Here is a 13,458-nt window from a genome sequence, read left to right as displayed (position 1 = left end):
GCGAAGTCTTTCGCTTCACCGCCGTACACTTTTGAAAGAGTAGTACAGATTGCAGCAGTTAGAGTTGTTTTACCGTGGTCAACGTGGCCGATAGTACCAACGTTTACGTGCGGTTTCGTACGTTCAAATTTTTCTTTAGACATGAGTTGTCCCTCTAGGTACGGATTTAGGTGGCTTTGATGACCACGCAACCAAAAAGTATTGGTGATTAAATTACCTTCAATCACTAAACGTAGTTTAGTCGAGAGAAAGTATCAAAAGGAAAAGTGTGCTTGAGAGCTGGTGCTGATACCCAGAGTCGAACTGGGGACCTCATCCTTACCAAGGATGCGCTCTACCGCCTGAGCTATATCAGCATCACTATTGAGTGGAGCGGGCAGCGGGAATCGAACCCGCATCATCAGCTTGGAAGGCTGAGGTAATAGCCATTATACGATGCCCGCAACACGTAACTCTGTGAGCTATTTCCTTAAGAATATGGTGGAGGGGGACGGATTCGAACCATCGAAGGCAGTGCCAGCAGATTTACAGTCTGATCCCTTTGGCCACTCGGGAACCCCTCCAAATTACTTCCATTTTCGTCATCATTGCCCTAGGCAAAGTGAAAATGGTGCCGACTACCGGAATCGAACTGGTGACCTACTGATTACAAGTCAGTTGCTCTACCTACTGAGCTAAGTCGGCATAAGTGGTGCGCATTCTATTGAATGATTTTCTACCTTGCAATAGCAAATTTAAAAAAAACTCAGTTTTTACTAACTTTCTTCTTGTTTGCTGAAAATTCACGCAATTCCTTTTATAAAAGCTGCTTATGTCGTGTCTGTCATTTGCAATATTTAGCGGTTGTTGTATTTTCGCTGCTCTATCATAAAAACCAAGTTAGGAAGACTATGACCCCGTATCTCTCTTTTAACCGTCAGCAATGGGCAGAGTTACGTAACTCAGTACCAATGATGTTATCCGAGACCGATCTGGTCGAGCTGCAAGGCGTTAATGAAAGCCTGACCATGGATGAAGTAGAAGAAATTTATCTTCCGCTTGCTCGTCTTCTTAACTTATATATTGCAGCAAGACAGAATCGTAATTCTGTTCTAAACAACTTTTTAGGCAATCAAGAAACCGCTCCCCCATTTATTATTGGGATAGCTGGCAGTGTTGCTGTGGGTAAGAGCACGACAGCGCGATTACTCAAGGCGCTACTTTCACGTTGGGATAATCACTCTAAAGTCGAGTTAGTCACCACCGACGGTTTTCTCTACCCGAAAAAGGTGCTCGATGAGCGCGGCATCATGCATAAGAAGGGCTTTCCCGAGTCTTACGACATCAAACGCCTTGTGCAGTTTGTATCGGATGTGAAGGCAGCAAAGCCGAACTTAGAAGTACCTGTTTATTCACATATCACTTACGACATTACGGAAGAAGTCAAAGTCGTCGACAGACCCGATGTATTGATCATTGAAGGGTTAAACGTTTTACAAAGCGGCATGGACTACCCTCACGACCCTCATCGCGTGTTCGTTTCTGACTTCCTCGATTTTTCACTTTATGTTGATGCTGAAAGTGATGTTATTGAGCAATGGTATGTCGAGCGTTTCCTTAAATTCCGACAAGGGGCATTTACTAAGCCTGGTTCGTACTTTAGTCACTACACTCAACTTAATGAACCGCAAGCGATCGACAAAGCCCATAGCATTTGGCAATCGATCAATGGTGTGAACCTAGACGTGAATATACTGCCAACAAAAGGCCGAGCTCATTTGATACTTAAAAAAGGGGCGAGCCATAAAGTCGAAGAAGTGTTTGTTCGTAAATAGCGAGCAGCCGGAAAATTAAAAGGGTTGGCACTGATGCCAACCCTTTCTTTTTTATTAACGGTCATCCCCGAGAAGGAGGGACGAGCAAGTTATTTTGGCTCAGGCCCATATTGGTTTTCGCCATCTGTTCCTTTCAAGAAACCACACTCAATTAGAATCCAAGCACCACAAAGCAGCGCTGCGAATGAGCTTACCGCTTGAAGCATCGTTGTTTCCGTCGCCATACTCGGATCGCCTACTGGTACCGTCATACGGCCAATTACGAGAGGAATATTAAGGAGTAGCCACCAGCTCGACTTTCCACGGTCATGCCATCTTTTTGCTGTAATCGCTAAGTCCGGAACCAAAACCACAATCAGAAACACGGGTAAAATCAGATGGGCCATTGATGGGAATATCACGTTCATTCCCATTGCAAAACCGACAATCAGCAAGTAGTAAACTGCATTCCAGATCCAATAGACTTTTCGTCCAATTCGGCCTTGGAAAGAAAATAGAAGCTCTTTAATCGACATCCTTAATTACCTAAAAATTATTGCTCAAAAATTAAAATCAGGCCGCCTACCGTTTAGTTAACAACCTTTTGAAAACACTCAGTATCCATATCACGCATATCAACCGTTAAGCTACGTACATGGCCTGCTTGTTCCTGCAAGACTTCCATCAATTGACGAGACAAATCTCGCTTTTGCTCATCTGTCCGCCCTTTCAATAAGTCGAACTTGATATGGATAAAATCGACGCTATCACCCTCATCACCGATCAACCAGTTGTGGAAACGCAGTGATCGTGACTTAACCGAATTAACGTCAAACAAACCGCATTGCAGCGCTACTTGGTGTAAGTCTTCCAATAGACCCTGAACATTGACACGCTCATCGACAGAATTGGAGTATTCCATGACTAGGTTTGGCATAGCTGTCCCTAAATGTAAGTGAGTTTCAAAATAAAGAATAGTTGAACACCACTATTAACAACTTCTATGCTGAATTCCGAGCAGGTTAATACCAATCTGCTCCGTGGATCACTGATAATGCTAAGAATAAAAGCATATCTGTGCGAAATGACTGCTCCAACCAATCAAGCATAACCCGTTAAGACATGACGGTAATCATGATCTGGTCAATTTTATCTGTTATATTCTTACGAAGATTTTTTACATTAACTGATTAAATACGGAGATATTCCTATGCGTCGTCCTGTAGTGATGGGTAACTGGAAACTTAACGGCAGCAAAGCAATGGTTAAAGAGCTGCTTACTGGTATTAACGCTGAGCTTGAAGGCGTTGAAGGTGTTGACGTAGCTGTAGCTCCACCAGCACTTTACATCAACCTAGCTGAGCAAGTTATTGCTGAAGGCGGTAACAAAGTTATCCTAGGTGCACAAAACACTGACCTAAACAACAGCGGTGCATTCACTGGCGACATGTCTCCAGAGATGCTAAAAGATTTCGGTGCTACTCACATCATCATCGGTCACTCAGAGCGTCGTGAATACCACGCCGAATCTGACGAGTTCATCGCTAAGAAATTCAACTTCCTAAAAGAGAACGGCCTGAAGCCTGTTTTCTGTATCGGTGAATCTGAAGCTCAAAACGAAGCGGGCGAAACTGAAGCAGTATGTGCACGTCAAATCAACGCAGTAATCGACGCTTACGGTGTTGAAGCTCTAAACGACGCAATCATCGCTTACGAACCAATCTGGGCTATCGGTACTGGTAAAGCAGCAACAGCTGAAGACGCACAGCGTATCCACGCTTCTATCCGTGCTCTAATCGCAGAGAAAAGCGCAGCAGTTGCTGAGCAAGTAATCATCCAGTACGGTGGTTCTGTTAAACCAGAAAACGCTGAAGCTTACTTCTCACAACCAGACATCGACGGTGCTCTAGTTGGTGGTGCATCTCTAGATGCTAAGAGCTTCGTAGCAATTGCTAAGGCAGCGGCTGCAGCTAAAGCATAATTTTTCTACTTATTTGATGCCGTAGCGTTGTTGACGACTCTCGCTCACCCAATCACATAGGGAACCTATGCTCAAGGGCTTCGCTCGATTGTCGCCTAGCTACAACATCAACTAATTGAAAAAACAATAGACTAAGGTCAGCTTTTGCTGGCCTTTTTTGTGTCTCACACATCAATCAAGTATCCTACGCACTCCCTCATTTACTCAGTTGTTGCCAATGCAGGATAAACACGGGCTATTAACCGCGCCCATTCCCCTAGTTCTTCGTCAAATGACAGTGCCCATGACCTTTGGCATGGTCGCTATTTTGATGTTTAACCTCGTGGATACCTTCTTTATATCCTTACTTGGTACCGATGCCCTCGCAGCGGTGAGTTTTACTTTTCCTGTTACATTCGCGGTAAATTGCATCACGATGGGGATTGGCATGGGACTATCCGCCAATATTGGACGCTTGCTTGGGCAAGGGCAGTCTCAAGGTGCTGCTCGATTCTCTACTCACGGTTTAGTGCTTGCGGTCGCGCTTGTTGTGCTTGCATCCTCACTCGGCTTAACCACCATCGAGCCACTGTTCCGTCTGCTTGGCGCCGATGAATCTTTATTGCCCTTGATCCATCAGTACATGGATATCTGGTACCTGTCGATACCATTGTTGGTTATTCCAATGGCGGGCAATGCTGCGATTCGCGCAACAGGCGATACGAAAACGCCAGCCAAAATCATGATGCTAGCAGGGTTAATCAATGGTGTACTCGACCCATTGCTTATCTTTGGTTATGGTCCGTTCCCAGAATTAGGCATTCAAGGTGCTGCCATTGCGAGTGCATTCAGTTGGTTTGGAGCGCTCGTTGGCTCATTGTATGTTTTGGCGAAACGAGAAAAGCTTCTTGCCCTACCCTGCACCAAAACAATTGTTGGTGACTGGCAACAAATATTAAAGATTGGCACACCTGCCGCTCTATCCAATGCACTTACACCGCTATCAGGTGCATTGTTAATGATGCTATTGTCAAGCCATGGCACTGCAGCCGTCGCCGCTTACGGTGCCGCGCAACGAGTCGAATCCATTCTCATATTGGTGTTGATGTCGCTTACCTCGACTTTAACCCCATTTATCGCGCAAAACATGGGCGCAAATAACCCAGCACGCAGTTTTGCTGGGATGTTCCTAAGTATGCGTTTTTCCATGGTGTTTCAATTAGGTATCTTCATTTTGATGGTGCCACTGAGCATTCCACTAGCGGCACTTTTCTCTCAAGAACAAGCGGTAAAAGATCTGCTTTGGCACTATTTACTTGTTGTGCCGTTCAGTTACGGATTTCAAGGCGTGATGATGATGCTGATATCAGGGTTGAACGCACTACACCAACCGATGAAAGCGTTCCTATGGAGCTTTATGCGCCTGTTTGCTTTTACACTGCCATGCGCATGGCTCGGCAGTCAGCTGTATGACATTGAAGGGTTGTTCGTTGGTATTGCCATTGGCAACATCATCGGTGGGACATTAGGCTATCTTTACGCCGTTAAACTGAGAGCAGAGCATTTAAACTCAGCCTAATATAAAACGCAAAACACCGACTCTGAGTCGGTGTTTTTGATTAATAGTGCTTAATCCGTCACGACGATTTCATCATCATCGACTTCAAGGTCAACATCGAGAGGCTCTTGAGAAAGGATGACCCCAGTGTTGTCCGCGTAGAGGTAATCCTCTGGTAGGAAAGTCACGCCGCCAAAGTTAACGGGCACATCGACTTCACCCACACCTTGATTGGTTGCCCCAACAGGAATGGATGCAAGCGCTTGAATGCCAATGCTCATATCTTCAAGTTCATCGACTTCACGAACACAGCCGTAGGCGACAATGCCTTCCCATTCGTTCTCTTCAGCAAGGGAAGCCAATTCAGCATCAATGAGTGCACGTCTCAGTGAGCCACCACCATCAATAAGCAATACTCGACCCAAACCATCCTGTTCTAAGATTTCGCGAATCAAGCCATTATCTTCAAAACACTTTACGGTCGTGATTTGGCCTGCAAACGAAGCGCTGCCACCAAAATTGCTGAACATAGGTTCGACAACATCCACCTGTTCTAAGTAGATATCACACAAGGCAGAAGTATTGTATTCCATAGTTTCCCTTCCCATACCGTTGGTTTCTCATTCGAGTATAAAGTGTCATTAAGTCAATGCAATGACATGCATCATTTAACTGACCAGAGTTTGAGCTATAACCACTCCAGCAAACAGCAGGTTAGTCACCATAGAGCATTTCACTATGACTGGCATCATCGGCGCAATCTGTGCAGGCTCTTGTGCTTGCCACACAGCTTTACCATGTTTGAATGTCACCAAGAGGCTCAGTAAGAATGGCAAGCAGATCCAGATAGGCGCAGGTTGGTGAATAAGATAAGCCGCAAATGCGAGCACTGCACCCGCTAACAAAACGAAGTGATAGTGTTTCGCTCGTCGTTGCCCCAAGCGCACCGCAACGGTTTTCTTACCGCACTCTTCATCGTTTTCAATATCACGCATATTATTGATATTCAGTACCGCCACCGCCAGCAAGCCACAGCCAACAGCGGGTAGGATCAACAACGGCGCGACAATCCCAGTGTGGAGAAAGTACGTCCCCGCGACACCCAATAAACCAAAGAAGATAAACACCGAAATATCGCCAAGGCCTACATAGCCATAGGGTTTATTGCCAACCGTATAAGCAATCGCCGCGACAATCGCCAAAACGCCTAAACCGATAAATGCCAGAATACTCTGTAAGCTTTCTAGCGCATACATGACCAAAACCAGACCTGAAATCATGGTCAACACGACGTTGATGATCATCGCAAGCTTCATATCTTTTTGCGTCACAGCACCTGACTGAATGGCGCGCATAGGACCAAGACGTTTGTCATTGTCTGTTCCTTTCACTGCATCGCCATAATCATTGGCTAAGTTAGATAAGATCTGCAGCAGCGTCGCGGTTAAAAAAGCTAATACAGCGACAACAATAGAGAACTGATGAGTAGAGTACGCCAACACACTACCGGTTAAGATAGAAACTAATGCCAAAGGCAAAGTTTTGGGGCGAGCGGCATCAAGCCAAATTCTAAGGGACTGTTTCATGGATAGTAGTGTAGTTACCTAAGGCCAAAGTAAAATTGTGGCACATCAATACATGCGGTGAAAAACAAAAAAAGGCCACCGAAGTGACCTTTTTCTAAAACTTGACTCAAGTCGAGCTTATTTTACGCGACCTACGTATTCACCTGTACGAGTGTCAACTTTGATCACTTCGCCAATTGAGATGAATAGTGGAACACGAACAACTGCGCCAGTTGAAAGTGTTGCTGGTTTACCACCTGTACCCTGAGTATCACCTTTTAGGCCAGGATCAGTATCTGTTACTTCTAGCTCAACGAAGTTTGGTGGCGTAACGGCAATTGGATTATCGTTCCAAAGTGTCAGCATACACGTGTTGTTTTCTACCAACCATTTTGCATTGTCACCGACCGCTTTAGCATCTGCAGCAATCTGTTCAAATGTTTCATTGTTCATAAAGTGGTAGAATTCGCCGTCGTTATATAGATAATCTAGGTCGGTATCCATTACGTCTGCAACTTCAAAAGATTCACCAGACTTAAAGGTTTTCTCTAGCACTTTACCAGAAAGAAGTTTACGAATTTTTACGCGGTTGAATGCTTGGCCTTTACCTGGTTTAACGTATTCGTTTTCCAAGATAACGCAAGGCTCGCTATCAAGCATTAGTTTTAGACCGCCTTTAAATTCATTGGTGCTAACAGTAGCCATTTTTTCCTCTTACATTCTTAGAGCTAAATTCAATGCCGCACATCATAACCCGAAAAGTTGTTTCTGTTGAGCAAAACTGGCTCAAACAGCTAGCGAATGGGATCTCGGATCCTGCAAAACTGCTGGAACAACTTGAAATTGATCCTTCACCTTGGCAAAACGGATTTGAAGCTCGCAAACTTTTTGCACAGCGTGTTCCGCAAAGTTTTGTCGATCGAATGGAAAAAGGCAATCCTTACGATCCTCTTTTACGACAGGTTTTGCCGCTAAGTGAAGAGTTCGAGGTACACTCAGGCTACAGTAACGATCCACTGGAAGAGCAAAACAATGCCATTCCAGGTTTGCTCCACAAGTATCACAATCGCGCTTTGATGATTGTAAAAGGCGGCTGTGCGATCAACTGTCGCTATTGTTTCCGTCGCCACTTTCCATACGATGAAAACAAAGGCTCCAAGTCTACTTGGCGTCAAAGCCTAGATTACGTTGCAGAGCACCCAGAGATCGATGAGATCATTTTGTCTGGCGGCGATCCTTTAATGGCCAAAGATGACGAACTTCGCTGGTTAGTTGATCACATTGCCGATATTCCTCATGTAAAGCGCCTACGCATTCATTCTAGATTGCCCGTCGTTATTCCTGCGCGCATTACTGACGAGCTGGTTGAACTGCTTCAAACAACACGTCTTCAAGCCATTTTGGTCACGCATATCAATCACGCTCAAGAGATCAATCAAGAATTGCGAGATAGTTTGGCGAAGCTAAGAAGTATTGGTGTTACTCTTCTAAATCAGGGAGTTATGCTAAAAGATGTCAACGACAGCGTCGAGGCTCAGATAGCACTAAGCCAAGCCCTGTTTGATGCTGGCGTCCTACCCTATTACTTACACGTACTCGATAAAGTACAAGGCGCCACTCACTTCTACATTTCTGACCAGCAAGCAAAACAGATCATGGCCGGAGTGATGGCAAAGGTATCTGGCTACTTAGTGCCTAAGCTGACTCGTGAAATTGGTGGCAGAACCAGCAAGACCCCATTGGATTTACACTTAGAATAATTATGAAAACTAAAGGCTTTACCCTCATTGAACTGGTCATCGTCATCGTCATTCTTGGCATTCTTGCTGTCACGGCACTACCAAGATTCATTGATCTACAAACCGATGCCCGCATCTCCGCCCTTCAAGGTTTCCTCGGGGCAATGCAAGGAGCGAATGACCAGTTGATCGGTGTTAGCTCTGTTCAAGGGTTAGATACCGTTGCAAGTTCTTCTGTCATCGTTGAAGGTGAGACCGTCGCCATCGCATTTGGTTATGCGCGCGCAGACAATGCTAACGCCTGGTCACGCATTCTCGAAGCCAACATTGAAGACAGTACTTGGGGCAATGATAACGCTGACTGGTACTTCAACAATGACGATGCAGGAGACAGTATCATCAACTTTATGCCAAGAAGCCGCCGCACTTTACGTGAGCGTTGTTTCCTAACCTATAATGAAGCAACATCAACTGCTCCCCCTAGCTATATTCTCACTACTGACGGCTGTTAATTTATCCTCAAGACAAAAATCTTTTGTTCGATAGCACGGTCTATTATCTGCATACTCCGACGTTTTGGAGGTCACGATGCAACCAAATACGCAACTTACTATCGAACAACTTCTCGATCTTGGCCCTTTCAGTTGGGCTGCCCTACTTTGCTGCGCCATTAATGGCATTTTAGTTGGTGTCGAACGTCAGACACGGGGTAAACCTGTTGGGATTCGCACCTCTATACTGGTCATTTCTGGTACATACTTCTTTATGTCGATGGCAGTATCACTATCACCTAACACACTTGACCAAGCCCGTGTTCTTGGCCAGATCATCACTGGCGTGGGCTTTTTAGGTGCCGGTGTGATGATGACGCTTGATGGCAAAATTCATGGGGTGACGTCAGCGGCAGTCATTTGGGTGCTTGCAGCGTTAGGTATGATGATTGGCTTAGGCTACCTGCAACAATCGGTCGTGATTACTGTGTTGACCTTAACGGTATTGCTGGGCGTCGACAAAGCAGAGAATCGCATTAAATCACTGCGCCGTGGCGTGCATCAAAAGTTTCAAAGCCGAAAAATATCTCGTACAAAACCATGATCCATTCGGCGAATTTGAAACACCGATAAGAGATACAAACCCGCTTCTTGATGCGGAGCAAAGAAGCGGTCGATAGGCTACGAGATTAACAAGATACCATTGAGCTATCACGTTTAAAATCGACCACTTTGGTTAACATAATCAGCATCTTAACTACCTTGTGGGGTTTGATTATGTTCTACGTACATATGCTCCTACTGCTGACGGTGATCTTTATTGGTATTCGTCACGGAGGCATTGCTTTTGGTTTACTCGGTGGTCTAGGCGTATCGGTTCTAGCGTTTGTCTTTGGTATCGCGCCAGGATCGCCGCCTATCAGCGTCATGCTGATCATTCTTGCGGTTGTCGCGGCCTCTGCAACACTCGAAGCAACCGGAGGCCTCAAGCTACTGGTTAAGTTTGCGGAGCGTCTTTTACGTAAACACCCAAGCCAAATCGTCTTCCTTGGTCCATTGTGTACCTACTCTTTAACAGTACTTGTTGGTACAGGCCATTCCGTTTACCCTCTATTGCCTGTGATTTACGATGTCGCTTACAAGAAAGGCATTCGTCCAGAGCGTCCTATGGCTATGGCAACAGTGGCATCACAAATGGGTATCACCGCCAGCCCTATCGCAGCTGCAGCGGCAGTCGTGATGGCAACAGCGGCTGACAACAGCCTAGACATTGGCTTGGTCAACGTCTTGCTAGTGACCATTCCTGCAACGCTTATTGGTGTACTCGTTGGCTGTCTTTGGAGCCTAAAACGCGGTAAAGAGCTGGATCAAGACCAAGCCTTTATTGAACGTTGCCAAGATCCTGAGTTCAAGGCACAGCTTATTGATGCAACCAGCGATGACGAAGAAGATCAGGCGCACGAAGGCATCGCTAAGAAAGGGTTAACTATCTTCCTTGCTGGTATCGCAACAGTTATCTTTGTCGCGATGTTTGGTAAAGATTTAGGCCTACTGCCGGAAGGCGTGAAGATGTCGGTAGCCATTCAGTTCTTGATGCTCTCGGTGGGTGCGTTGATTTTGTTGACGACCAAGGTTGAACCGAAAAAGATTGTTCATAGTAATGTCTTTATTGCGGGCATGACAGCGGTCATCATCATTTTTGGTATCGCTTGGATGAGTGACACCATCATTGGCTTCCATAAGCCTTACTTGATCAGTCTTGTCAGTGATTTAGTTGCCGCGCACCCATGGACGTTCGCCATTGCCATGTTTGTTGTGTCGGTATTCTTAAAAAGCCAAGCAGCAGTGCTTACCATCATGCTACCGCTAGGGTTTGCGATGGGAATTCCTGCTCCTGTGCTTATTGGTGTATTACCGGCGTGTTATGCGTACTTCTTCTTCCCATTCTACCCAAGTGATCTCGCGGCCATTACTTTCGACCGCTCTGGGACCACTCAAATCGGTAAGTACGTACTAAACCATAGTTTCTTGCTACCTGGTTTTATTGGTGTGATTACCGCTACAACTGTTGGTTATGTTCTCTCAACCATGATGGTCAATTAACACTAAGCACATAACACCAACCAAAACGAAAAAAGCCAGTTGGGTGACCAACTGGCTTTTTAATGTCTAATCTAGATGAGTGCTTAGAACAACTCTTCTGCAACCTTGAATAGATCATCACGAGAAGGGTTTTGCATCTCGTTAATACATTCGATGATATCGTGGTGAACCAGCTGTTCTTTCTGGATACCAACACAACGACCACCTTGACCTTCTAGAAGTAGGTGAACAGCGTAGTTACCCATGCGAGATGCTAGGACACGGTCAAAGGCTGTTGGACGACCACCACGTTGGATGTGACCAAGAACCGTTGCACGAGTTTCACGACCTGTTGCAGTTTCAATCTCTTTCGCGAGTTCGTTCGCGTCCATCATAAGTTCAGTCAGAGCGATGATCGCGTGCTTTTTACCTTTAGCGATGCCATCTTGGATATTGCCAATCAGCTTCTCTTTGTCTAGACCCGTTTCTGGAGTAATGATGTACTCACAACCACCAGCGATTGCTGACATAAGAGTTAGATCACCACAGTGACGGCCCATGATCTCAACGATAGAGATACGCTGGTGAGAAGAAGACGTGTCACGCAGACGGTCGATGTTATCGATAACTGTGTTCAGTGCAGTTAGATAACCGATAGTGTAGTCAGTACCTGCGATATCGTTATCGATAGTGCCCGGTAGACCGATACATGGGTAGCCCATTTCAGTCAGTTTAAGTGCGCCCATGTAAGAACCGTCACCACCAACAACCACTAGCGCTTCGATGCCGTGCTTCTTCAGGTTTTCGATCGCTTTCTGGCGAACTTCAACTTCTTTGAACTCTGGGAAACGTGCCGAGCCAAGGAAAGTACCGCCTCGGTTGATCACGTCAGATACGCTTGAACGATCAAGTTTCTTGATGCGATCTTCGTAAAGACCTAAGTAACCGTCAAATACACCGTACACTTCTAGACCTTTAGAAAGTGCTGTACGAACAACACCACGCACTGCTGCGTTCATACCTGGTGCATCACCACCACTTGTCAAAACACCGATCTTTTTAATCATGCTCACCCTCGATTTTTGGGAATCTTATTTCAATTTTTACGTCAGCAAGTTTCAAAGAAACTCACCCACTTAATTCCTATAACTGCGCAATATGTTACCTTTCCTAACAAGGAATACTACTTTTATTTGCACGAAATTATGTAACTTTTCTACTTATGTAAGAGTATTACAGCTTTGCGAATTCACTTAATTGATACACGTCAGGATCACAGTTAAAAGTCACAACGTTGAAAAGATAGTCAATAAGTTGCGATTTGTCGTAGCTTTCCCTTACCAATCTTGAGACTTCTGTACTTTCTCAGCGCCTAAGACGACCGAATAAGGATCTTGATGGATCAGTACATCGGAATCCGGGAACAACTCAAGTAGATTGTCTTCCACTTCATCAGAGATTCGATGCGCCTCAATTAAACGCATATTATCTTCCAATTCTAGATGCAGTTGAATAAAACGTGTTGGCCCAGACATTCGCGTACGAAGCTGGTGCACACCTAACACCCCTTCGACTTTTAAGCACGTCTCTCGAATCACTTTCAACTCACTGTCTGGAAGTTTTCTATCAAGTAGAGTTTGTGTCGCTTCTTGCACCATTTTAAACGCGCTATACAAAATATAGACACCAATGCCAACGGCAAACACCGCGTCTGCTTGGGTAATACCAAACCAGCTCAGACCAAGGGCTAACATAATCGCCGCATTCATGTAGAGGTCAGATTGATAGTGCAAAGAGTCTGCAGCAATAGCTTGGCTGCCCGTTTTCTTGACGACGTGCTTTTGAAATCGAACGAGTGCGTAGGTAACCGCGATAGCAAACAAACTCACGTAAACACCGTATTCTGGTGACTGCAGATCGTGAGGTCTAAAGTAACGCTCAACACCATTTAGAATCAGGAAGACCGCAGAACCTGAGATAAACATTGCCTGCGCTAAGGCCGCTAAAGATTCTGCTTTCCCGTGCCCAAAGGTGTGCTCTCTATCGGCAGGTTGCAGTGAATAGCGAACCACAACAAGATTGACCAAGGACGCAGCAATATCGAGCATGGAATCAATCAAAGAAGCCAGCAAGCTGACCGAGCCAGTGACCCACCAAGCTCCCACCTTCACAACCAGTAGAAGAGTCGCCACTAATGTCGCGGTCCATGCCGCCATCGTTACCAGACGTGCGTATTCCTGTTTCATTGATATCGCTTTATTTTTCAAACA

At 45.5% G+C, this 13,458-nt stretch carries 15 protein-coding genes and 4 tRNA genes; 7 read left to right on the top strand and 12 right to left on the bottom strand.

From position 1 onward, the window contains the following. From F0231_RS18375 to F0231_RS18355, 5 genes are all read right to left on the bottom strand, one after another. A partial coding sequence (locus F0231_RS18375) for a GTP-binding protein (protein WP_253817141.1) occupies window positions 1–143 on the bottom strand: 143 nt, incomplete at its 3' end. Window positions 144–280: 137 nt separating this feature from the next. Continuing rightward, window positions 281–356: transfer RNA gene (locus F0231_RS18370), tRNA-Thr, on the bottom strand. A 12-nt stretch (window positions 357–368) separates the two neighbouring features. Further along, window positions 369–443 (bottom strand) — tRNA-Gly (locus F0231_RS18365). A 35-nt stretch (window positions 444–478) separates the two neighbouring features. Further along, window positions 479–563, bottom strand: a tRNA-Tyr gene (locus F0231_RS18360). Window positions 564–608: 45 nt separating this feature from the next. Continuing rightward, window positions 609–684: transfer RNA gene (locus F0231_RS18355), tRNA-Thr, on the bottom strand. 206 nt (window positions 685–890) lie between these two features. Here F0231_RS18355 and coaA point away from each other — a divergent pair. Next, complete coding sequence (gene coaA / locus F0231_RS18350) at window positions 891–1,814, top strand: type I pantothenate kinase (RefSeq protein WP_216612326.1); 924 nt, start codon at window positions 891–893, stop codon at window positions 1,812–1,814. Between the two features lie 89 nt (window positions 1,815–1,903). Here coaA and F0231_RS18345 read toward each other — a convergent pair whose 3' ends face one another. Together F0231_RS18345 and F0231_RS18340 are read right to left on the bottom strand one after the other, a co-directional pair. After that, a complete protein-coding gene (locus tag F0231_RS18345) occupies window positions 1,904–2,329 on the bottom strand; it encodes a DUF805 domain-containing protein (RefSeq protein WP_171761144.1) in 426 nt (141 codons plus the stop codon). A 53-nt stretch (window positions 2,330–2,382) separates the two neighbouring features. Then, a complete protein-coding gene (locus tag F0231_RS18340; RefSeq protein ID WP_171761143.1) occupies window positions 2,383–2,730 on the bottom strand; it encodes a 5-carboxymethyl-2-hydroxymuconate Delta-isomerase in 348 nt (115 codons plus the stop codon). Window positions 2,731–3,003: 273 nt separating this feature from the next. On the opposite strand from F0231_RS18340, the gene tpiA reads away from it, so the two are divergent. Together tpiA and F0231_RS18330 are read left to right on the top strand one after the other, a co-directional pair. Continuing rightward, complete coding sequence (gene tpiA / locus F0231_RS18335; protein WP_171761142.1) at window positions 3,004–3,774, top strand: triose-phosphate isomerase; 771 nt, start codon at window positions 3,004–3,006, stop codon at window positions 3,772–3,774. 217 nt (window positions 3,775–3,991) lie between these two features. Then, a complete protein-coding gene (locus F0231_RS18330; protein WP_171761141.1) occupies window positions 3,992–5,332 on the top strand; it encodes an MATE family efflux transporter in 1,341 nt (446 codons plus the stop codon). A gap of 50 nt (window positions 5,333–5,382) precedes the next feature. Here F0231_RS18330 and rraA read toward each other — a convergent pair whose 3' ends face one another. The 3 genes from rraA to efp form a co-directional block, all read right to left on the bottom strand. Beyond that, window positions 5,383–5,904, bottom strand: coding sequence for a ribonuclease E activity regulator RraA (gene rraA, locus F0231_RS18325; protein WP_171761140.1), 522 nt, complete (start codon window positions 5,902–5,904; stop codon window positions 5,383–5,385). Window positions 5,905–5,979: 75 nt separating this feature from the next. Then, entirely contained in the window at window positions 5,980–6,897 is a 918-nt protein-coding gene (locus tag F0231_RS18320) for a 1,4-dihydroxy-2-naphthoate polyprenyltransferase (protein ID WP_171761139.1), read from the bottom strand. A gap of 117 nt (window positions 6,898–7,014) precedes the next feature. Continuing rightward, window positions 7,015–7,581, bottom strand: a complete 567-nt coding sequence (efp, locus tag F0231_RS18315) for an elongation factor P (protein ID WP_126575776.1) — start codon at window positions 7,579–7,581, stop codon at window positions 7,015–7,017. A 32-nt stretch (window positions 7,582–7,613) separates the two neighbouring features. On the opposite strand from efp, the gene epmB reads away from it, so the two are divergent. The 4 genes from epmB (at window position 7,614) to F0231_RS18295 (ending at window position 11,209) form a co-directional block, all read left to right on the top strand. Then, the gene (gene epmB, locus F0231_RS18310; protein ID WP_171761138.1) at window positions 7,614–8,636 is read left to right on the top strand and encodes an EF-P beta-lysylation protein EpmB; all 1,023 of its coding nucleotides are present in this window, start codon (window positions 7,614–7,616) and stop codon (window positions 8,634–8,636) included. 2 nt (window positions 8,637–8,638) lie between these two features. Beyond that, entirely contained in the window at window positions 8,639–9,127 is a 489-nt protein-coding gene (locus F0231_RS18305; protein ID WP_171761137.1) for a type II secretion system protein, read from the top strand. A gap of 76 nt (window positions 9,128–9,203) precedes the next feature. Beyond that, window positions 9,204–9,710: an MgtC/SapB family protein gene (locus tag F0231_RS18300; protein ID WP_171761136.1), complete on the top strand. Its 507-nt coding sequence runs from the start codon at window positions 9,204–9,206 to the stop codon at window positions 9,708–9,710. Window positions 9,711–9,883: 173 nt separating this feature from the next. After that, the gene (locus F0231_RS18295) at window positions 9,884–11,209 is read left to right on the top strand and encodes an anaerobic C4-dicarboxylate transporter (RefSeq protein ID WP_171761135.1); all 1,326 of its coding nucleotides are present in this window, start codon (window positions 9,884–9,886) and stop codon (window positions 11,207–11,209) included. 83 nt (window positions 11,210–11,292) lie between these two features. Here F0231_RS18295 and pfkA read toward each other — a convergent pair whose 3' ends face one another. Both pfkA and fieF read right to left on the bottom strand, forming a co-directional pair. Continuing rightward, window positions 11,293–12,255, bottom strand: coding sequence for a 6-phosphofructokinase (gene pfkA, locus F0231_RS18290; RefSeq protein WP_171761134.1), 963 nt, complete (start codon window positions 12,253–12,255; stop codon window positions 11,293–11,295). A 270-nt stretch (window positions 12,256–12,525) separates the two neighbouring features. After that, window positions 12,526–13,434: a CDF family cation-efflux transporter FieF gene (gene fieF / locus F0231_RS18285; RefSeq protein WP_171761133.1), complete on the bottom strand. Its 909-nt coding sequence runs from the start codon at window positions 13,432–13,434 to the stop codon at window positions 12,526–12,528. Between the last annotated feature and the right edge of the window lie 24 nt (window positions 13,435–13,458).

This window comes from Vibrio sp. RE86, assembly GCF_013114545.1.
In the GTDB taxonomy this organism is placed as follows: domain Bacteria; phylum Pseudomonadota; class Gammaproteobacteria; order Enterobacterales; family Vibrionaceae; genus Vibrio.
Note: the sequence above shows the minus strand (reverse complement) of the source record. Positions and strands in the feature narration are given on the sequence as shown.